The following is a 21217-nucleotide window of genomic DNA, read 5'->3' as shown; positions in this document are numbered from 1 at the left end:
CCCGCAACAACCTCGCTAACTGCATATAAAGTAGCTCAGAATATCATGATCGGTTACTGTTTCGACTGGATAGAAAACCTACCTGACCGAAAGGGTATCTGCCGATATGAGTGTTCTCTGATAATGGAAGCCAGATAAATGAAGCTCAGCAAGAAAAATGCCGCGATTGTGCGCAAAACCCTCAATGGATGGGCTAGTGAAGGGGTGATCCCCGAGGAAGAGCATCAGCGCTTATTAAACCACATTGATATTCAACCTTTTGACTGGCGCAGGCTGGCAGGTTATGCCTTTCTCGCGGCACTGGCGTCACTGGTTATCTCCATTGGCAGCTTAATGGCTGACACACTCCTGCTCAATTGGATTAGCCAGTTTTTCCGCTTCGATCCCCCGGTGCGGGTCGTCGTGACAGGGGTCTTGGCAACCCTGCTTTATATTTGGGGCTTTCGCCGCCGCCGACAAGATCCCAGCAAAATCTACAGCAATGAGGCGATACTGTTCCTCGGCGTCCTAATGACCGCCGCTGCCATCAGCCAACTCGGTCTCTGGCTGGATAATGGCAGTGGACGATTCTCTGGCTTATTGCTGCTCGGTACTCTTATCTATGGCGTGGTCGGTTGGTTTGGCCGCTCGCCGCTGGTGTGGCTATTTGCCTTACTCTCGCTGGGGAATGCCTTTGGGGCGGAGACCGGCTATGCATCGGGTTGGGGCGCTTATTGGCTAGGAATGAATTATCCGATGCGCTTTATCGCCTTTGGCCTGGTGCTTTGCGCCGCCGCGCTGGCGTTGCAACCGCAGCTGGCAATGCGCCGGCTTGACCGCGTTTCGCAGGCGATGGGGCTGCTTTACCTGTTTATCGCCTTATGGATACTGTCTATTTTTGGCAATTACGGCGATATTGACCATTGGTATCAGACTCGCCAGATAGAGCTGTTACATTGGAGTTTATTGTTTGCCATCGCGGCTGGAATGGCCATCTGGCTAGGGCTAAAACGGGATGATGCGATGTTACGCGGCTTTGGCCTGACATTCCTCGCCATCAACCTGTATACCCGCTTCTTTGAGTTCTTCTGGGATGCAATGCCAAAGACGGTGCTGTTCCTGCTGCTGGGTATCAGCCTATGGCTGCTGGGCAGACATGCTGAGCGGATCTGGCGGCTGGGTCACCATGACAATGACGTCACTCACTAAGGGCTGAACCTATTAACCTGGCGGATCGCTGTGATTATTTCTATTCTAGTTGCTGCAATTCGCCGGTTTTACTGACCCGCCAACGATGCTCACAGAAGTGCAGCAGCGGGTTATCCTGCTTGCTGTCGCTGTATCCGCTGTAGAGTTTCAGCGGCGACCCCAGCCGTTGCTCCAGTTGCACCACTTTCTCTGGCCCCAAACAGCGCAGGGGCAGCACCCAGCCACCATTACTCCGTGCCATGCGGCTCCCCACCAGTCGTAAGCGGTGGATAAATGTTGAGTCATGGTAAACCTGCTCGACCAATCGTTGCGGCGAACCGGTGATTAGCCAAACTTCGGCGTCACTGCTCTCCAGATATTCGCGCAACCGCATCACCACCACCGGAAACGCGGTAACTTTCTGCCGAAACGCCTGCACGAAGCGCAACTCCAAATCTTTCAGCTTCGCTTCCCGCCGCCCGAAGGTCGTCGCCCACAGCAACAGACTCAGCGGCCAGCGGGCACAGCGCCCCCCAGCCAATAATCCCAGCCCAACCACCGGCAGTAGCGGGATCACCAGCAACCAATTCAGTGGCAGGTGGCGCAACAAAAAACGCAAAAAACTGCCAAACATATCCTGCTGATGCAAAGTGCCATCTAAATCAAAAAAGACAATGCGTTTGGTACTGGCGGCTGGCGGCTCGCGCGTCGCTTTTGGGTTAATGTCAGTTTGCTCAAAGGTGGAGCTGGCCTGCTTTTCGCTCAAAAGTTACTCCTCAGGGTCATTAAATCCCATAAACCAGGTAAATAGAAAACCTGCCAGTATGGTGACAACCATCGCCACTAAATACAACATCACTTTACCTGTCACAATGGTCAGCGCCAGTGGTAAACCGGAAATACCAAAAGTAATCACGGTCGCCACTTTCCAGTAACTGATCAGTGCGCCCCCCACCGCGCCCCCTAAACAGGCAGCAATAAAAGGTTTCCCCAAAGGCAAAGTAACACCGAAAATCAGCGGCTCGCCGATCCCCAGGATGCCCACTGGCAGCGCCCCTTTGATCACTTTTTTCAATCGGCTATTGCGGGTTTTCATTAATACCGCCAGCGCCGCCCCCACCTGCCCGACACCCGCCATCGCCAAAATCGGCAACAGTGGATTGGCACCGTGGGCCTGAACCAGCTCCACATGAATAGGAACCAGACCTTGATGCAGCCCGGTCAATACCAGTGGCAGGAAGAAGCCGGACAACAGTGCACCCACCAGCAAACCGCCATGATCAATCGCCAGATTGACACCATAGGTGATGCCCTCAGAGATATAGCCGCCCAATGGCTGCAAAATCACAATGGCTAACGAGGCGGTAATCAGGGTGGTCAGCAGTGGGTTGACGATAAGCTCAATGGACTCCGGCAAGCGCTGGCGTAGCCACTTCTCCAGCCAACACATGAGTGCCACCACCAGTAATACGGCGATGACCCCGCCCCGCCCCGGTTGCAATGCCTCGCCGAATAAGGTAATTTGCGCCAATGCCGGGCTGGTCAGAATGCCCGCCATCACGCCCCCCATTGCCGCAGAGCCACCAAAGACTTTGGCGGCATTCACCCCCACCAAAATATTCATAATGGCGAAAACCGCGCTGCCGAAAATGGCCAGCAGGCCGAGCAGGTTCGGATATTGCAGCGCCAGATCGCCGGAAATATCAGGCCGTTTCAGCAGGTTAACTATCCCCATAATCAAACCTGAGGCAATAAATGCAGGAATAATCGGGATGAATATGTTCGCCAATTGCCGCAAAGCTTCACTCATCGGAGCGCCATATTTAGCCTTGGCCTGCGACTTATTGCGGCTGATATCATCCTGAGACACCGCAACATCATCCGTGTTGTTTTTCAATAGCCTACGCATACTATCAACCACTTTGGACGCCGCGCCGGGGCCAACAATCAGCTGATGCTGCTCCCCCTGCTTGATGTAGCCCTTCACGCCTGGTAGCTGTTTAAGCAGCACTAAATCCGGCAGTTGCTCATCTTTCACGACAATACGAACCCGGGTCATGCAGTTCTCAAGTTTGAGAATATTCCCTTCACCGCCAATACCCGCAAGAATTTGTGTTGCCAATATCGTTGACTTATCCATTGCCGATCCCCTGAAAGTGACTCTTACAATGCGGCACGTAAATAACCATGATGCTGCTGGAGATCCTGACGGGCCTGCTCGGCGCTCACCCCTTTCAGAATCATCAAAATGGCTGGTTTGACTTCAAATTCAGTCTGCGACAGGGCATTTTCAGCCTCTGCACGGCTGGCACCAGTGGCTTCCACCACGATACGGCAAGCGCGATCAACCAGCTTCACATTGGTCGCTTTCACATCCACCATCAGATTTTGGTAGACCTTCCCCAGCTTGACCATCGCGCCGGTGGATAACATATTCAGCACCAATTTCTGCGCAGTACCTGATTTCATTCGTGTGGAACCGGTCAGCGCCTCCGGCCCGACCAGCGGTGAGATAGCAACCTGTGCTTCCTGCGCGATAGGGGAGTCCGGATTACAGGAGATGGCCGCCGTCGGACAGCCCAACTGGCGGGCATAGCGCAGGGCACCAATGACATAAGGCGTGCGGCCCGAAGCCGCCAGACCAACCACCATATCGGTGGCGGTGAGATTCAAATCTTGCAAATCGCGTGCGCCGAGCGCCATATCATCTTCGGCACCTTCGACGGCTTTGAGTAACGCACCAGGGCCGCCAGCAATTAAACCAATCACCATGCCATGAGGCACACCGAAAGTTGGCGGGCATTCAGAGGCATCCAAAACCCCAAGCCGCCCGCTGGTCCCTGCCCCCAAATAAATCAGCCGCCCGCCCTGCTTTAATGCCCCGGCAGCCAATTCAACCGCCTGTGCAATGGCTGGCAAGACCAGGCGAATGGCCTGCGGCACTTTACAGTCTTCATCATTAATGCAAGTCAGCATCTCCAGCGTGGAGAGTTTGTCCAACTCCATGGTGGCCGGATTGCGGCTTTCAGAAATCAACGCGCCCAGATTCATTATTTACTCCTCACTGAATTTTTAATTCACAATTATTTACTTATAATTGAATATAATATTCATTAAAGCGACTGTTTTCTTGTCTCATTCATCGGATGATCACAAAAAAAGGGTGCTATGCTCCCTAACTTAGCCTTTACCCTAAGTATTTATGGGTATTCTTTATCAAGCGCCCCTGATTCAGGAACTGATTTATGAGCACTCTTCTACGTATCCGTCAGCTCTACCCGACGCTGGCACAAAATGATCGCAAGTTGGCCAACTTTCTGCTGACCAACCCTGAACAGGCGCGCCATCTGAGTTCGCAACGACTGGCGCAGCAGACCGGTGTCAGCCAATCGGCAGTGGTTAAATTTGCTCAAAAATTAGGCTACAAAGGTTTTCCGGCCCTCAAGCTGGCCCTCAGCGAAGTTGTCGCCGCCCCCACGCAGGCCGTCACACTTCATAACCAAATTCTGAGCACCGACAGCTTAAAAACTGTCGGCGAGAAGTTATTGAGTGAAAAAGCCGCCGCGCTGCGCGCCACACTGGATATCAATAGCGAGCAGCGCCTCACCCAAGCCCTGGAGATGCTGCGGGCGGCACGGCGCATTATCTTGACCGGCATTGGCGCTTCAGGGCTGGTGGCGAAAGATCTTGCCTATAAGCTGCTGAAAATTGGTGTGATGGCAGTATCGGAAACGGATATGCACGCACAGTTAGCTGCCGTGCAAGCATTGGATTCGCGGGATTTGCTGTTGGCTATCTCCTTTAGTGGCGAGCGGCGAGAGATCAATCTGGCGGCTGAAGAGGCGCAGCGGTGTGGTGCCAAAGTGCTGGCACTGACCAGTTTCTCCCCCAATAGTTTGCAGCAGCGCGCTGACCACTGCTTGTATACCATCTCGGAAGAACCGGTGATCCGCAGTGCTGCTATCTCTTCCAGCACTGCGCAATATGCACTGACGGATCTGCTATTTATGGCGATGATTCAGCAAGATCTTGAAAGCGCTCAGGATCACATTAAGCACAGTGCTGCACTGATGAAAAAACTGGTCTAAGGAGTTGAGAGGCGTATAATCCTCCGCTGCTGAGAATACCCGACCTAAGGTAAGAGAATCATGGCCCTATTGATCACTCGTAAATGCATTAATTGCGACATGTGCGAGCCGGAATGCCCTAACGAGGCAATTTCTATGGGTGCAGAGATCTATCAGATTGACCCAATGCGCTGCACGGAATGTGTTGGTCACTACGAGACGCCAACTTGCCAGTTGGTCTGCCCTATCGATAATACCATTTCTACCGATCCTGCCTGGGTTGAATCTAACGAACAGCTGTGGGATAAGTTTGTCCAACTGCATCACGCCGATCGTCTGTAATAGCCACCTGCGAATAAAAAAGGCGGCATTTTCATGCACGCCTGTTAGTTGCTCTTTCGCCGCCGTTCGCGGTAAAAATTGCGCTAACTTTCAATAATCACTGTCGCGCAGGCATAACGCCGCTCATCGGCTAAAGTAACATGTAGCGATTTGACCCCCAGCTCAGCGGCTAATTCGGCTGCCCGTTGATGCAAATGCAGGGTCGGCTTACCTAAGGCATCGTTAACCACTTCAAACTGATTAAACGCCAACCCATTACGGATACCGGTGCCAAATGCTTTGGCCGCCGCCTCTTTGACCGCAAAACGTTTAGCCAGAAAACGGATTGGCTGCTGATGCTGCTGATAATGTTGCCATTCCGATGGACTCAGGATGCGCCGCGCCAGCCTGTCACCGCTACGTTCAACCACCGCTTCTATCCTTGAAATTTCAACAATATCAGTGCCTAAGCCAAGGATAGCCATTAACGACGCGCTTCCCGCATCAAGACTTTCATCTCGCTAACCGCAGCGGCAAGGCCGGTCATCACTGCCTGACCAATAATGGCATGGCCAATATTCAGCTCGTGCATTTCAGGTAGGGCGGCGATCGGCTGCACATTATGGTAAGTCAGGCCATGACCCGCATTAACCTTCAGCCCTTTGCTGGCAGCATAAGTCGCGGCTTTGGTGATCCGCACTAATTCAGCCTGACGCGCTAAATCAGTGGAGGCATCCGCATAAGCGCCAGTATGGATTTCAATATAAGGCGCGCCGACGGTAACAGCTGCATCAATCTGGCGCATATCAGCATCAATAAACAGTGATACCAAAATGCCCGCCTCAGCTAATCGGCTGACCGCGACGGTCATTTTATCAATTTGCCCTGCGACATCCAGGCCGCCTTCGGTGGTCACTTCCTGGCGTTTTTCCGGCACCAAACAGCAAAAGTGGGGTTGTAGCTCACAGGCAATACCCACCATTTCATCGGTGACTGCCATTTCCAGATTCATGCGGGTCTGGATGGTTTGACGCAAGATACACACATCGCGATCGGTAATATGGCGACGATCTTCACGTAAATGCACGGTAATACCGTCAGCACCGGCTTGTTCGGCGATAAACGCGGCCTGAACAGGATCGGGGTAAATAGTTCCACGTGCATTTCGTAATGTCGCGATGTGATCGATATTAACGCCCAGCAACAAATCAGCCATGACAGCCCTCCAGTTATGGATGCATCTTGATTAGGTCAATAAGCACGCAAAAAAAGCCTGCTATAAAACGTATAAGTGCCTCGCAGTTTACACTGAGTCGACTGGCGGCAATAAGTGAAAATTGGCGAAGAGAGCTTAAATAGTGAAGGCCCGCGCTAGGCTAAGGGTTCAGCCGGCGGTTTAATGACAAATTGGCGAAACAGTTCGCGACTTTTTAGTGGCTTACCGCCCAGATAGGGTTTCAGAGCAATGCGGGTGAATCGTTTAGCAGCACGCAAAGTATCGGCATCAGGAAATTCACGGTTAGCCAAAGCCAGCAATTGGCGGCCGGTAAAGCTGTAATGGTCAATAACCAGACTGGCAATAAAGCCTTTTTCCTCCCGATAGCGGTAGGTCATGGTGTCTGATACCGGTTGTCCGCTACCGGCACAATGAAGAAAATCAACCCCATAGCCAAGATGAGCCAATATCGCCAATTCAAACTGGCGCAATGCATATTCAGGAGTTCCATCGCTACCAGCCAATGATTGCAAGCAGTGTAGATAGTCGAAGAATAGAGCTGAGTAATTGGTTTGGTGTTCTAACACGCGAGAAAGCAGCTCATTGACATATAAACCGCTGTACAACATAGACCCGCTCAATGGGAGAGCCAACGACACAGGCTCAGCACTGCGTAATGTTTTGACTTCACCGCGGCCGGTCCAGCGAACCAGTAAAGGCGTAAAAGGCTGCAAGCAGCCTTTTAGATTGGAGCGGCGACCGCGCGCACCTTTTGCCAGCACCCGCATACGGCCTTCCCCTTCAGTGAATAAATCCAGCATCAGACTGGTTTCACTGTAAGGTCGCCCATGCAGGACAAATGCGCGCTGCCAACCGTCCATTGGCGACCTTACTTCAGGTCGTCGGTATAGCCTAAGCTGCGCAATGCACGTTCGTCATCTGCCCAGCCTGATTTCACTTTCACCCACAGCTCAAGATGCACTTTAGCCTCGAACATTTTTTCCATGTCCTGACGGGCTTCAATGCCGATGGTCTTGATTTTTGAACCCTTGTTGCCGATGACCATCTTCTTCTGGCCTTCGCGCTCAACCAAAATCAACCCGTGGATGTTATAGCCACCGCGTTCATTTGGTACAAACTGTTCAATCTCAACGGTCACTGAGTAAGGTAACTCCTCACCCAAAAAGCGCATCAGCTTTTCGCGAATGATCTCTGACGCCATAAAACGCTGGGAGCGGTCAGTGATGTAATCTTCCGGGAAGTGATGTTCAGCTTCCGGCATAAGCTTGCGCACGATGCCAGCAATAGTATCCACGTTCATCCCTTTCTCAGCAGAGATCGGCACAACATCAAGGAAATTCATCTGCTTGCTTAAGAACTGGATATGCGGCAACAGCTTACTTTTGTCTGTTACGTTATCAACTTTGTTGATCGCCAATAACACTGGGCAATCTAAGCTGCGCAGCTTATTAACCACCATTTCGTCGTCGGCAGTCCAATTGGTGCCTTCAACCACAAAAATCACTAATTCCACATCACCAAGAGAGCTGCTTGCCGCGCGATTCATTAAGCGGTTAATGGCGCGTTTTTCTTCAATATGCAGCCCAGGGGTATCAACATAGATAGCCTGATAAGGCCCTTCAGTATGGATACCCATAATACGGTGGCGTGTGGTTTGCGGTTTACGTGAAGTGATGGAGATCTTTTGCCCCAACAATTCATTCAGCAAGGTAGATTTACCCACATTTGGGCGACCTACAATTGCAATAAAACCACAATACGTTTTTTCTACTTCGCTCATTCAAGCTCCAACTGTTTCAGCGCTTGTTCCGCTGCCGCCTGCTCAGCTTTACGTCGGCTTGAGCCAGTACCTATTACCGGTTCATTCAAGCCACTCACCTGGCAGTGGATAGTAAATTCCTGGTCATGTGCTTCACCGCGAACCTGCACGACCAGATAAGAAGGCAATGGCAGATGACGGCCCTGCAAATACTCTTGCAGGCGCGTTTTCGGGTCTTTCTGCTTATCACCGGGGCTGATTTCCTCTAACCGACTGCGATACCAGTCGAGGATCAGCCGTTCAATCATATGTATATCGCTATCTAAGAATATACCGCCAATCAAGGCTTCTACCGTATCCGCTAAAATTGATTCGCGGCGAAAACCACCACTCTTCAACTCGCCCGGCCCGAGGCGTAGACACTCACCAAGGTCAAACTCACGGGCCATTTCGGCGAGTGTATTGCCTCTAACCAATGTCGCACGCATCCGGCTCATATCCCCTTCATCAACACGGGGGAAACGGCGATACAGCTCATTGGCGATAACAAAACTTAATATAGAGTCACCCAGGAACTCCAAACGCTCATTGTGTTTGCTACTGGCGCTACGATGAGTCAGTGCTTGCAGCAAGAGCTCCTGCTGTTGAAAAGTGTAGCCCAGCTTCCGCTGTAGCCTATTTATTACGATGGGGTTCATGAGTTACCAATAGATCAAGAATGCGTCAAAAACTACAGCATACGGAACAGGTCTGATCCACCAAAAATATCAGGACAAAACTGTTTCGTTTGCAGTGGCCCCCATAAAAGAGCCAACATTTATCGCTCGAAAGGTTATTCTACAACGAGTGGAAATATAATGCTGCGTTTAAATACCCCGCTCACCTGAACTCACTGCGGTATTAGCAGCATTCACACTCTCGAATCACTGATATTTACCCGTGATTCGAGAGTTATTAACGACGACCTACTGTCACGCTAATGACGTTGGGGAGTCGATATTAATGAATGCCACCAATCCGACTTAAACGTACGCCCGTTGGCCATTCACCCTCTTGCTTTTCAAAACTCATCCAAATAGCCGTGGCCTTACCGACCAGATTACGCTCTGGCACAAAACCCCAGTAGCGGCTATCTGCGCTATTATCGCGGTTGTCGCCCATCATAAAGTAATGGCCTTCCGGCACGACCCAAACCCCTAGAGGCTGGTTAGGTTGCTGATAATAGGCACCTATCTGATCCTGACGCCCTGGAACAGTCAGAATATGGTGTGCAACTGATCCTAACGTCTCGCTACGCTCACGCAGACGCACGCCACCATCAGGCACAGCCTGATTAGTCGGGATCTGGAAGAATCCAGCAGAAGCTTCGCCATTACCGCTATAGCGGAATGTCTGCACAAAATCACTTGGCTCAGATGGGCTGTAAGTAATCGGCAACGCGCTATCACAAGAAGTCCCGGTATTACACGCAGGTTGAACCGTCACTTCTTTGCTGATTGGATTATAGCTAACCCGATCACCCGGCAACCCCACCACACGTTTGATATAGTCCACACGTGGATCAAGCGGATATTTAAACACCGCAATATCACCGCGTTTCGGATGCCCGGTAGGGATCAGCGTAGTTTGCGTTATCGGATCTTTAATGCCGTAAGCAAACTTCTCAACCAGAATGAAATCACCGATCAATAGCGTTGGCATCATCGAACCAGATGGGATCTGGAAAGGCTCGTAAATAAACGAACGCACGATAAATACCAGTGCCAACACCGGGAAGACGGAGGCACAAGTTTCAATCCAGCCGGGTTGTTTAGCCGCCTGCGATAAAGTTTTATTATCTACCGCACAGCCCGTTTGTGCCTTGATCTCCGCCGTTTGCGCATGTACTGCTGCAATTTTCGCCTGACGGGCAGGGCCCCATTTAAACCGCTCGAAGCACCAGATAATCCCTGTCAACAGCGTTGCTATCGCTAAAATCAAAGCGAACATATTAGCCATCAAAACTCCTTATTTACTGTCTTTTCCGACATGCAGAATAGCCAAGAAAGCCTCTTGCGGTAATTCAACGTTACCGACCTGCTTCATACGTTTCTTACCATCTTTCTGTTTCTGCAGAAGTTTTTTCTTACGGCTAACGTCACCGCCATAACACTTCGCCAGTACGTTTTTACGTAGCTGTTTCACTGTTGAACGAGCAATGATGTGGTTGCCGATAGCCGCCTGAATCGCAATATCGAATTGCTGGCGTGGGATCAGCTCTTTCATTTTCTCAACCAGATCACGACCACGGTACTGCGCATTATCGCGATGGGTAATTAGTGCCAACGCATCCACACGTTCATTGTTGATTAACACATCAACACGGACCATGTCAGAAGTCTGGAAACGTTTGAAATTGTAATCCAGTGAAGCATAACCGCGAGAGGTGGATTTCAAGCGGTCGAAGAAATCAAGCACCACTTCAGCCATTGGAATTTCATATGTCAACGCAACTTGGTTACCGTGGTAAACCATGTTGGTCTGCATACCACGTTTTTCGATACACAACGTGATGACGTTACCCAGATACTCCTGTGGCAACAACATGTGGCATTCAGCGATAGGTTCGCGCAGCTCTTCAATATTGTTCAGTGCGGGCAGTTTGGAAGGGCTATCAACATAAACCGTCTCCTGACTGGTGGTGACCACTTCGTACACCACTGTTGGTGCCGTGGTGATCAATTCCAGATCGTATTCGCGCTCCAAGCGTTCCTGAATGATTTCCATATGCAGCAAGCCAAGGAAACCACAACGGAAACCAAAGCCCAATGCCGTCGAGCTTTCTGGCTCGTAGAATAAAGACGCATCGTTAAGACTTAACTTGCCGAGTGCATCACGGAAAGCTTCATAATCATCTGAGCTAATCGGGAACAGACCGGCGTAAACCTGCGGCTTAACTTTCTTAAAGCCAGGTAATGATTTCTCAGCGGGGTTACGGGTTAAAGTCAAGGTATCGCCAACTGGCGCACCGAGAATGTCTTTAATCGCACAGACCAACCAGCCTACTTCACCGCAGTTAAGCACATCACGATCAATACGTTTTGGCGTGAAGATACCCAGACGCTCAGCGTTATAGCTCTGACCGGTACTCATCACCTTAACTTTGTCGCCTTTGCGCAATGAACCATTTTTGATACGGATTAATGACACCACACCCAAATAGTTATCAAACCAGGAGTCAATAATCAGTGCCTGCAGTGGGCCGTCTGGATCACCTTCTGGTGGCGGGATATCACGAACCAAACGCTCAAGAATATCAGGTACACCAACACCTGTTTTGGCTGAGCAACGAACCGCATCCGTTGCATCAATACCGACGATATCTTCGATCTCTTCAGCAACACGCTCAGGATCAGCAGCAGGCAAGTCGATTTTGTTCAGTACCGGAACAACTTCCAGATTCATTTCCATTGCGGTGTAGCAGTTTGCCAGCGTCTGCGCTTCAACGCCCTGCCCTGCATCCACCACCAATAGAGCCCCTTCACAAGCCGCCAAAGAGCGGGAAACTTCATAAGAGAAGTCAACGTGACCGGGGGTATCAATAAAGTTGAGTTGATAGGTTTGACCATCTTTAGCATGATAATCAAGGGTCACACTCTGTGCCTTGATGGTAATACCACGCTCACGCTCCAGATCCATAGAATCGAGCACTTGAGCGGCCATTTCACGCTCAGATAATCCGCCACAAATCTGAATAATACGGTCCGACAGTGTCGATTTACCGTGGTCAATATGGGCAATAATAGAAAAGTTTCTTATGTGCTTCATTTATATGAATTTTTCTCTAGTCGTTGTCTTTAATTAATTATTGGTGGACACAGCGATGGACTCAAACCCAAAACTACCCACATAAATATGCAGGCATCTTACACTGTAAATTAGCCTCGTGAAAGGCATCACACTTAGCTTGTTAGCTGATTTACCCTGTTAAAATGTATCTACACCTTACCGCTCACGATGATTGATGCCACAGTCGCATACAACCATTTCTATCAAATATCCGCTAGAAACAGACAATACCCATAATTACTCTATGCCTATAATTTCTATTCTTGAGTGTCACTTTTTATTAAATCACTTTAGGAAAATGCTCATTTACCTCAATGAGAAATAACCTAGAGTTATTAATATCAACCAAGTGAAATATCCTCTTGGCAGGCATATGGAGAATATTATGATTGACGAAGGAAAAATACTTAGCCGCCATGAGTTTAAAACTGAAAAATCAAAGCTAACTATTGCTGCAATAATATTTACATTGGCGTCTGTTCTTGCCCTCATTGTTACCTCAATAACAAACTCTATTTCATCAGCACCATCTGTCCCCTCTATTTTTTTCGTTGTTATTTCAGTTATCTCACTGAGTTTTATATTTTATTCCCGATTGAATAGTAACCCAGCCTTTACCTATTTCCTTTATGAAAAAGGTGTCCGTGTTTTTAATCATTACAATGGAAATGTCTATTTTATTCCATTTAATAAAATACTGTACATTCATAAATACCATACCGGAATAAATCCTAATGGTAGAATTAACACCATGGCATTTCGCACATCAAAACTTCAGCCATGGAATATTATCATTAACAATATAAGCAACGCTTACCCTCTTATAAATACGATAATTCACCAGCAAGTTATGCATGTTGGCGTAGTAAGTTTAAATACTTTAGCTCTAGGTAAAAATGTCGTATTTGAACTAATCCGGAAAAATAATAGCTGGCTAAATTTACCGATAGTTAATGGCATTTTAAATATTATTAAAGTAAGCAAAATACAGATGGATACAACTCCACTGACACTCAGTGCGCACGCACTGATGACGTTAGAAGGTATTATTTATATTGAAGATATTTTACGTATTGAGATCAGTCGCGAAAAACGTCATGACAAAATACGATTATTTGATGCGGAAGGTAACATACTCTTTTCATTAGACTATTCGGCGCTGATCAGTGCTGATCTTTTTATTGCTTTAATTGAACACATGATACAAAACCGCATCCCCGCCTACTATGGCTAAGATGACGATAATGAATCATTACTCTTGCTGAATTCGTATAGCCGTTGGCGGTAACCCAACTTGTAAAACCGTAGGCTGATAATCACTCTGCCCTTCAATTCTGGCAGCTAATTTTCTGGCTAACAAAAAACCTAAGCTAGCGCCTGAAATAGCACCAAGAGCAGTAAACGCATCGGTGACAAATAACGCCTGAAACAGAGCCCCACCAGCAATTAACCCCGCTATTGGGGTTAAATAAACCAAAGAGGCAGAACGTAATAAGCTACCTTCACTGATCCCAACTTCAACTTTCTGTCCTGGCTCAAGCGGTTGTGAAATCGCTACTTGTAGTTGATGATCAGATTCTGGCCCCAATTCGTTTAATAGATGGCTGCCACAGCCACTACGCGCATTACAACTTCCACAACCAGATTGTGGCTCACAACGTAGAAGCGCAATTCCGTTTTTCCACGAGACAACGGTAGCCCACTCCTTCATCATTTTGCAGACTCCATAACTACGCTATCAGCAATTCGTTTCGCTGTTGCAGGAGGCAGTTCGCCAACGACGGATATTTCTACATTATTGCGAGCTTCGGTATGAACAGTACGACGCCCCTGACGCAAAGATTGTTCTGAGGGAACATCTTTACCCAGCGGGTTCACATTCACCGAGAAGCTAAATAAACCATCGCTATACAGCCGTGATTCTGTTGGCGTATCCATATTCGGTAACGTACGGCGGCTGCGTGAAACCTCAGTAACACCTTCCGGCAACCAGCGCGGCGCCCAAGTGAAATCCACCTTCGTTTTAGCAGGTAGCGCAAGCAACGGCGGCAAAGAGAGTTTGACCAAACCTTGCAGAATCTCCTGAATAGGCTCTCCGATAGCAAAAGAGATCACCCGAAACTGCTCGAGTGTTTCACCATCCTTGTCTAGCAGGTCTACACGCATCGGTAGTTTGGTTGTCTCATCCATCCAAATAATATAGCTATAGCGTGTGCTGTCACGGGATACCACCCGAATAACCTGACAGGGTCTATCCGCTACGCGGGCACGACCAAGGGCAATATAGTTATAATATTTTGATAATTTTTCAAAATCGGGGAAAACAACAGAAGGTAATGCATCGACAATATGCTCACCGGCAAGGGTAAAAGAGTCAAAACCTGGCTCGAAATAACTTATTTCATTTCCACGCTGTAAGATCTCAGTACGTGGGCCATCCATACGCAGTAATTGCGCCAAGGTTTTTTTATCTAAAATAGCATGTCGATAACGAAGAGAATCAATCCCTTGCTTATTAACATTGATATACGATAGCTCATAATTGAGCGATTGGCTGGCAGTGCTCATTTCCTGCAACATAGCTATCGGCGCAGTATCCGCCGAAGCTAATGTTGGCATGAATAGACTACCCGCCAATAAACAAACGGAAAACCAAAATTGCTTCATTACTGCTGCTGCATTCCTAGGGACTGAGTGCCAGGGACCTGAATTGCAGCTTGCGTTGATGTCGAAGGCTGCTGCAACACATCAGTTTGTGGTAAACGACGTTGCAATTCAAAATCTTGCAACTGGGTCATCATATTGACGCGCCGACGTTGCTCTTGAACTTGATGTTGTTGAGACGTTCCGAAAGAACCATCAGCAGGGACACCAAAACTGACTGGTGAAGCTTTACCCATCATCGGCAATGTATTAAATGCAGGTGACTCTGGCTGCAAATTACCAGACTCAGGTTGGTTATATTGCTGAACCCCAACAATGACGGCTAACGAAACACAGGCTGCCACACCCACTTGCGTAATCTGGCTGGCCCATGGGCGAACTTTATGCCAGAACGGCATTTTCTGCCAGGTATGTGGTTGTGGCTGAGATTCAGGCACAGCAATAGGAGCAAAACGAGTTGGCTCGTTTTTGAGCGCCTCTGCAACACGGCTGGCGATATCCAGATGCAAGACTTCACCAACATCCCCCCGCAGGGTATCGCGGATTAAGTGATAGCTCTGCCAGCTTTGCTGCAATGCTTTATCTTTCGATAAAGATCCAAGCAGCTCACTATCAAGAGTTTCTCCGTCCATCAGAGCGGAAAGCTTTTCTTTCTGCATGCCAAATACCCTTTATGTGTCCGCTTAACGCTGAATTAGCGGCTGAACTTTGTTATCAATAGCTTCTCTGGCGCGGAAGATACGGGAACGAACAGTACCCACCGGACAGTCCATAATTTCAGCTATCTCTTCATAGCTTAGACCATCTAACTCCCTGAGTGTAATCGCCATCCGGAGATCTTCAGGAAGTGACTCTATGGTTTTAAAAACTATCTGCCTTAATTCTTCAGACAACATTAAGTTCTCAGGGTTCGATATTTCTTTCAATGCACCCGCATTTTCGTAATTTTCAGCATCATTTGCATCCACATCACTGGATGGCGGGCGCCGCCCCTGAGCAACTAAATAATTTTTTGCTGTATTAACAGCAATACGATAAAGCCAGGTATAGAAAGCGCTATCGCCACGGAATGATGCCAGTGCGCGATACGCCTTAATAAAAGATTCCTGCACTACATCAGGGACATCGCCCTGAGGCACGTATCGGGATACTAGGCTCGCAACCTTATGCTGGTATCTAATTACCAGTAAATTGAACGATTGCTGATCACCTTTCTGGACCCGTTCAACCAGCATCTGATCCGTTAACTGCTCGCTCATCCGAGGTGAACTCTCCCGAAATCTATCCTCACGCCAAAAATAGTACTGCCAGCCATATCTTTATTTTCCTGAGCAAGCACACGCTTGGAGTTTATAAAATTTGCAAAGTTCCATGTTGCCAGATTTTTTGTCTGAATATTATTTAGACATCTTATAGCCATAGCTTTTGCTCTGGCAGATAGGCTAACATGAAATTCCCTCTTCTTCTGCACACATCATACGATATGCAATCATCATCTGAACACGTTAGCGATGTATTGATCATCGGGAGTGGCGCTGCCGGTCTGTCATTAGCACTACGCCTCGCGCCACATTGTAAAGTTACCGTTCTGAGTAAAGGGCCGCTTAATGAAGGCGCCACTTTTTATGCTCAGGGAGGAATTGCTGCCGTTTTTGATGAAACCGACAGCATCAGTTCACATGTCGATGACACCTTGATTGCCGGGGCCGGACTCTGTGACAAAGACGCCGTAGAGTTTATTGCCAGCAACGCCCGCTCTTGCGTGCAATGGCTGATTGATCAAGGCGTTCTGTTTGATACTGAAACCAGTGCCAGCGGCGAAGAACGCTATCACCTTACGCGTGAAGGCGGCCATAGCCATCGCCGTATTCTGCATACTGCTGATGCGACAGGTAAAGAAGTAGAAACCACACTCGTAGGTAAAGCAAGTACCCATCCTAATATTTTAGTTAAAGAGCGCTGCAATGCAGTCGACCTTATCACATCCAACAAAATTGGTCTGACGGGGACTAAACGCGTAGTTGGCGCTTACATCTGGAACCGCGAGTTGGAAAAAGTTGAAACTTTTCGGGCTAAAGCCGTGGTGTTAGCCACCGGTGGCGCGGCTAAAGTTTATCAATATACCACTAATCCAGATATCTCCTCTGGCGATGGTATTGCCATGGCCTGGCGTGCCGGATGTCGAGTCGCCAACCTGGAGTTTAACCAATTTCACCCGACCTGCCTGTTCCATCCGCAAGCTCGTAATTTTTTATTGACCGAAGCATTGCGTGGTGAGGGAGCCTATCTTAAGCGCCCTGATGGTAGCCGTTTCATGCCTGATTTTGACTCACGGGGTGAGCTCGCGCCACGTGACATCGTCGCCCGCGCAATAGACCATGAAATGAAGCGCCTCGGTGCAGATTGCATGTATTTAGATATCAGCCATAAACCCGCTGATTTCGTGATACAGCACTTCCCAATGATTTACGAAAAACTGCTGTCATTGGGCATTGATCTGACCAAAGAAGCCATTCCTATCGTCCCGGCGGCGCACTATACCTGCGGTGGCGTGATGGTAGACCAGCACGGGCGCACCGATCTGGATGGGTTATATGCCATTGGCGAAGTCAGCTATACCGGCTTGCATGGTGCTAACCGCATGGCATCTAACTCGCTGCTTGAGTGTCTGGTTTACGGCTGGTCTGCCGCTGAGGATATTCTTACGCGCTTACCCCATGCCAAGCTGGCTAAGCATTTACCGGACTGGGATGAGAGCCGTGTTGATAACTCAGATGAACGAGTTGTCATTCAACATAACTGGCATGAATTACGCCTATTTATGTGGGACTACGTCGGTATCGTGCGGACCACTAAACGCTTAGAGCGCGCTTTGCGCCGAATCAATACTTTGCAGCAAGAGATTGATGAGTATTATGCCAATTTCCGTATCTCCAATAATCTGCTGGAATTACGTAATTTGGTACAGGTCGCCGAGTTAATTGTACGTTGTGCTATGGACCGCAAAGAGAGTCGTGGTTTGCATTATACACTTGATTATCCTGATCAAATAGATAATCCAAAACCGACCATTCTCCATCCATAATGCATTTCAGGGCGCAGTTTCGAGCATTGTGCCCTGTTTCAATTTCTCCCCCGCAGTCTTAATACCTAGGCTAATAGTTAAGATAAAAATCACCGATTAGCGCGCAGAACTCAGGTGAGTAGACACCTTCCGATTGGCGCAGATCCAATTTCTGGTATTCAGTTTCACCGGATTCACGCGATAACGTCAGCAACATTCGATGCAAGGGTTTACCGGGGCGATCCCTAATATCAACCTGGCTGCGGACAAACCACTTTTTTTGCACAGCCAAACGAGCGAGTTCAATACCTAAATCCTGCGGTAAAACCACACAAAACAGCCCCTCCTCTGTGATAAGCTGCTCAGCGCAATTCAATAAAGCGTCATGAGTTAAGGAGCTGGTGTAACGTGCGGTATCACGGGCATCATCCCGGCAAGCCACTGCGGGGGCAAAATAGGGTGGATTACTGACTATCAGGTCATACTGATGAGGATGGTTTTCGGCAAACTGATGCACATCTTGCGCATAAATTCGTATTCGCGCAGCCCAAGGCGATAACGCCGCGTTGCTGCTCGCTTGTTGCGCCGCCTCAGATTCCAGTTCAACACCATCAATCAATATCTCTGATGACGAACGCTGAGCAATCATCAAGGCGATAAGCCCGCTACCGCAGCCAATATCCAGTACTTTGAGGGCTTTTTCTACCGGTACCCAGGCACCCAGCAGTACACCGTCGGTGCCCACTTTCATTGCACAACGGTCATGCGCCACAAAAAATTGTTTAAAAGTGAAACCACCACCACGCAATACCGGCTTTTTTTTCAATTGTTCGCCCACATTAGTCACCAAAATCTATAACCGGCGTAGCATAGGACAATATGATTGAAGGGAAAAGAGATCATTACCGCTTAAACAGGTGAAGAATTCGGCTAACCCGTCTATAATCGGCGCCCCAAGTAGAGGAAGACCATGACTGTAACCAATTTTTCCGAACTCGATCTCGATGAACGCCTGATTGACGCACTACGCGACAAAGGCTATGAGCGCCCAACCGCTATTCAAGCTGCGGCTATTCCGCCAGCGATGGATGGGCGTGATGTATTGGGTTCGGCTCCAACAGGTACGGGCAAAACTGCCGCCTTTTTGCTGCCAGCCTTGCAGCATTTGCTGGATTTCCCACGCAAAAAATCTGGCCCGCCGCGGATTTTGATCCTAACGCCAACCCGTGAGCTGGCAATGCAAGTGGCGGATCAAGCCCGTGAACTGGCCAAGCACACACAACTGGATATCGCGACGATCACCGGTGGTGTGGCTTATATGAACCACGCAGAAGTCTTTAGCGAGAATCAGGATATTGTGGTTGCCACCACTGGCCGCTTGCTGCAGTACATCAAAGAAGAGAACTTTGACTGTCGGGCAGTAGAGACCCTGATTCTGGACGAAGCTGACCGTATGCTTGATATGGGCTTTGCGCAGGATATCGAAACCATCGCGGCAGAGACCCGCTGGCGCAAACAGACGTTGCTGTTCTCCGCAACGCTGGAAGGCGAGGCCATTCGTGAGTTTGCCGAGCGCATCCTCGAAGAGCCGGTCGAGCTGGAAGCTGACCCATCGCGCCGTGAACGCAAAAAAATTCAGCAATGGTACTATCGCGCTGACGATATCGAACACAAAACCGCTTTGCTGGTGCATCTGCTCAAGCAACCGGAAGTGCAGAAATCTATCATTTTCGTGCGTACCCGTGAAAAGGTACATCAACTGGTCAGTTGGTTGCGTGAAGCGGGGATCAACGCCTGGTTCCTCGAAGGCGAAATGGTTCAGGCCAAACGTACCGAAGCAATTATTCGTTTAAGTGATGGCCGAGTAAATGTGTTAGTGGCGACTGACGTTGCTTCACGCGGCTTAGATATCGACGATATCAGTCACGTGTTCAACTTTGACCTGCCGCTAACTGCTGACGTCTACCTCCACCGCATTGGCCGTACTGGTCGCGCGGGGCGCAAAGGCGTGGCTATCTCACTGGTTGAAGCCCATGACCACTTATTACTGGGCAGAATTGGCCGTTATCTCAAAGAGCCGCTGAAACCGCGGGTTGTTGATGAACTGCGTCCAACCAGTAAAGAGCCAAGTTCAAAATCTACCGGCAAGCCGTCGAAAAAGGTTTTGGCTAAGCGTAAAGAACTAAAAGAAGCTAGCAAAGAAAAAGCCAAAGTGAAGGTTCGTCACCGCGATGCTAAAAACGTGGGTAAACGCCGTCAGCCGAAAGAAAAACCAGATACCAAGAGCACCGGTTAATTCAGTGCACTAACCAAAAAGCCGCTTATCAATAGCGGCTTTGAGGGTATTGACAAAGTGCCAGCGGCGGAGAAGACAGGTAGATCGTAAAGACGCCGTAAATCCATCCATGGAGGCTCGAGCCGCGCCATCCTTGGCGCGGACGCTTTACTCTTCTACCTGCCCTCACCTCTTGAGATCGAGTCATCGAGGTTTGTCATCAGTCTGAAAGGGAGCCGAAGCTCCCTTTATAATTTTTGTAACTAAATCGTTATGACAATAATTACAGACTTTCAGTGAAAGTACGGGTAATTACATCACGTTGCTGTTCTGGTGTCAGTGAGTTGAAGCGCACTGCATAGCCGGAGACACGAATGGTTAGCTGTGGATATTTTTCTGGGTTTTTCACTGCATCTTCCAGTGTTTCGCGGCGCAGAACATTCACGTTCAAATGCTGACCACCTTCAACCCGCACAGTAGGTTGCAGTTCCAGCGGAACTTCACGATACTCGATCTGGCCCAACTCACTTGCTGGAACGATCTGGTCCTCTGCATAGCCTGATTTAGCGCAAACACAACGCAGTTCATCTTTTTCATCATCCAGCAGCCAGAAAGAGTTCAATAGAGCTTCATTGCTAGCTTTAGTAATTTGAATACCAGTAATCATTTGGTGCCTCCGTAATACGGCTATAAATTCCAAGGGGGAGAAAACTTTCTTGGTTATTTGGTAAAACCATTGTTGTCTTATTGTTCTGTATACCAGCCAGACAGTCGCGATTCCTTGACTTAAATCAATATTTTCGCCGGACTGGCAAGTATGCCACTGTCAAATTTA

At 48.8% G+C, this 21217-nt stretch carries 22 protein-coding genes; 6 read left to right on the top strand and 16 right to left on the bottom strand.

Annotated features, from left to right (window positions below):
- The first annotated feature begins 138 nt into the window (after window positions 1-138).
- Complete coding sequence (locus tag AACW11_RS09420; protein ID WP_212586578.1) at window positions 139-1188, top strand: DUF2157 domain-containing protein; 1050 nt, start codon at window positions 139-141, stop codon at window positions 1186-1188.
- A gap of 40 nt (window positions 1189-1228) precedes the next feature.
- Here the strand turns inward: AACW11_RS09420 and yfhb are convergent, their stop codons facing one another.
- The 3 genes from yfhb to murQ are packed head-to-tail and all read right to left on the bottom strand — an operon-like array spanning window position 1229 to window position 4218.
- Entirely contained in the window at window positions 1229-1891 is a 663-nt protein-coding gene (gene yfhb / locus AACW11_RS09415; RefSeq protein WP_212586599.1) for a phosphatidylglycerophosphatase C, read from the bottom strand.
- 45 nt (window positions 1892-1936) lie between these two features.
- Window positions 1937-3307 (bottom strand): PTS transporter subunit EIIC, encoded by a 1371-nt coding sequence (locus AACW11_RS09410; RefSeq protein WP_212586577.1) that lies wholly within the window; start codon window positions 3305-3307, stop codon window positions 1937-1939.
- Window positions 3308-3330: 23 nt separating this feature from the next.
- Window positions 3331-4218 (bottom strand): N-acetylmuramic acid 6-phosphate etherase, encoded by an 888-nt coding sequence (gene murQ / locus AACW11_RS09405; protein WP_212586576.1) that lies wholly within the window; start codon window positions 4216-4218, stop codon window positions 3331-3333.
- A 194-nt stretch (window positions 4219-4412) separates the two neighbouring features.
- Here murQ and AACW11_RS09400 point away from each other — a divergent pair, with 194 nt between their 5' ends.
- Both AACW11_RS09400 and AACW11_RS09395 read left to right on the top strand, forming a co-directional pair.
- Window positions 4413-5255 carry a MurR/RpiR family transcriptional regulator gene (locus tag AACW11_RS09400; protein WP_212586575.1) on the top strand — a complete coding sequence of 281 codons (843 nt, stop codon included), beginning with the start codon at window positions 4413-4415 and terminating at the stop codon, window positions 5253-5255.
- 60 nt (window positions 5256-5315) lie between these two features.
- Window positions 5316-5576: a YfhL family 4Fe-4S dicluster ferredoxin gene (locus AACW11_RS09395; RefSeq protein WP_212586574.1), complete on the top strand. Its 261-nt coding sequence runs from the start codon at window positions 5316-5318 to the stop codon at window positions 5574-5576.
- An 83-nt stretch (window positions 5577-5659) separates the two neighbouring features.
- Here AACW11_RS09395 and acpS read toward each other — a convergent pair whose 3' ends face one another.
- From acpS to lepA, 7 genes are all read right to left on the bottom strand, one after another.
- Window positions 5660-6040: a holo-ACP synthase gene (gene acpS / locus AACW11_RS09390; RefSeq protein WP_212586573.1), complete on the bottom strand. Its 381-nt coding sequence runs from the start codon at window positions 6038-6040 to the stop codon at window positions 5660-5662.
- Entirely contained in the window at window positions 6040-6771 is a 732-nt protein-coding gene (gene pdxJ / locus AACW11_RS09385) for a pyridoxine 5'-phosphate synthase (RefSeq protein ID WP_212586572.1), read from the bottom strand. Before pdxJ ends, acpS begins: the two co-directional genes overlap by 1 nt.
- A gap of 155 nt (window positions 6772-6926) precedes the next feature.
- Window positions 6927-7652, bottom strand: coding sequence for a DNA repair protein RecO (gene recO / locus AACW11_RS09380; protein WP_048617025.1), 726 nt, complete (start codon window positions 7650-7652; stop codon window positions 6927-6929).
- Between the two features lie 8 nt (window positions 7653-7660).
- Window positions 7661-8572, bottom strand: coding sequence for a GTPase Era (gene era, locus AACW11_RS09375; protein WP_032897882.1), 912 nt, complete (start codon window positions 8570-8572; stop codon window positions 7661-7663).
- The gene (gene rnc / locus AACW11_RS09370) at window positions 8569-9249 is read right to left on the bottom strand and encodes a ribonuclease III (RefSeq protein WP_019212212.1); all 681 of its coding nucleotides are present in this window, start codon (window positions 9247-9249) and stop codon (window positions 8569-8571) included. Before rnc ends, era begins: the two co-directional genes overlap by 4 nt.
- A 301-nt stretch (window positions 9250-9550) precedes the next feature.
- Window positions 9551-10549, bottom strand: coding sequence for a signal peptidase I (gene lepB, locus AACW11_RS09365; protein WP_212586571.1), 999 nt, complete (start codon window positions 10547-10549; stop codon window positions 9551-9553).
- A 9-nt stretch (window positions 10550-10558) separates the two neighbouring features.
- The gene (gene lepA / locus AACW11_RS09360; protein WP_005274238.1) at window positions 10559-12358 is read right to left on the bottom strand and encodes a translation elongation factor 4; all 1800 of its coding nucleotides are present in this window, start codon (window positions 12356-12358) and stop codon (window positions 10559-10561) included.
- A gap of 406 nt (window positions 12359-12764) precedes the next feature.
- Here lepA and AACW11_RS09355 point away from each other — a divergent pair, with 406 nt between their 5' ends.
- Window positions 12765-13613: a hypothetical protein gene (locus tag AACW11_RS09355; protein WP_212586570.1), complete on the top strand. Its 849-nt coding sequence runs from the start codon at window positions 12765-12767 to the stop codon at window positions 13611-13613.
- 18 nt (window positions 13614-13631) lie between these two features.
- Here the strand turns inward: AACW11_RS09355 and rseC are convergent, their stop codons facing one another.
- The 4 genes from rseC to rpoE are packed head-to-tail and all read right to left on the bottom strand — an operon-like array spanning window position 13632 to window position 16302.
- Entirely contained in the window at window positions 13632-14093 is a 462-nt protein-coding gene (gene rseC / locus AACW11_RS09350) for a SoxR-reducing system protein RseC (protein ID WP_212586569.1), read from the bottom strand.
- The gene (gene rseB / locus AACW11_RS09345; protein WP_212586568.1) at window positions 14090-15046 is read right to left on the bottom strand and encodes a sigma-E factor regulatory protein RseB; all 957 of its coding nucleotides are present in this window, start codon (window positions 15044-15046) and stop codon (window positions 14090-14092) included. The genes rseC and rseB overlap by 4 nt, the downstream gene beginning before the upstream one ends.
- Window positions 15046-15702, bottom strand: a complete 657-nt coding sequence (rseA, locus tag AACW11_RS09340) for an anti-sigma-E factor RseA (protein ID WP_032897871.1) — start codon at window positions 15700-15702, stop codon at window positions 15046-15048. Before rseA ends, rseB begins: the two co-directional genes overlap by 1 nt.
- A gap of 24 nt (window positions 15703-15726) precedes the next feature.
- Complete coding sequence (gene rpoE / locus AACW11_RS09335; RefSeq protein WP_032813901.1) at window positions 15727-16302, bottom strand: RNA polymerase sigma factor RpoE; 576 nt, start codon at window positions 16300-16302, stop codon at window positions 15727-15729.
- Between the two features lie 224 nt (window positions 16303-16526).
- Between rpoE and nadB the strand changes: the two genes are divergently transcribed.
- A complete protein-coding gene (gene nadB, locus AACW11_RS09330) occupies window positions 16527-18128 on the top strand; it encodes an L-aspartate oxidase (RefSeq protein ID WP_172666810.1) in 1602 nt (533 codons plus the stop codon).
- 70 nt (window positions 18129-18198) lie between these two features.
- Here the strand turns inward: nadB and trmN are convergent, their stop codons facing one another.
- A complete protein-coding gene (gene trmN / locus AACW11_RS09325) occupies window positions 18199-18945 on the bottom strand; it encodes a tRNA(1)(Val) (adenine(37)-N(6))-methyltransferase TrmN (RefSeq protein ID WP_212586567.1) in 747 nt (248 codons plus the stop codon).
- 132 nt (window positions 18946-19077) lie between these two features.
- Here trmN and srmB point away from each other — a divergent pair, with 132 nt between their 5' ends.
- Complete coding sequence (srmB, locus tag AACW11_RS09320) at window positions 19078-20403, top strand: ATP-dependent RNA helicase SrmB (RefSeq protein WP_212586566.1); 1326 nt, start codon at window positions 19078-19080, stop codon at window positions 20401-20403.
- Between the two features lie 262 nt (window positions 20404-20665).
- Here srmB and grcA read toward each other — a convergent pair whose 3' ends face one another.
- Window positions 20666-21049, bottom strand: coding sequence for an autonomous glycyl radical cofactor GrcA (grcA, locus tag AACW11_RS09310; RefSeq protein ID WP_005274219.1), 384 nt, complete (start codon window positions 21047-21049; stop codon window positions 20666-20668).
- Window positions 21050-21217 lie beyond the last annotated feature (168 nt).

The sequence above is a fragment of the Yersinia sp. Marseille-Q3913 genome, assembly GCF_963892745.1.
GTDB classification, from domain to species: Bacteria; Pseudomonadota; Gammaproteobacteria; order Enterobacterales; family Enterobacteriaceae; genus Yersinia; species Yersinia bercovieri.
Note: the sequence above shows the minus strand (reverse complement) of the source record. Positions and strands in the feature narration are given on the sequence as shown.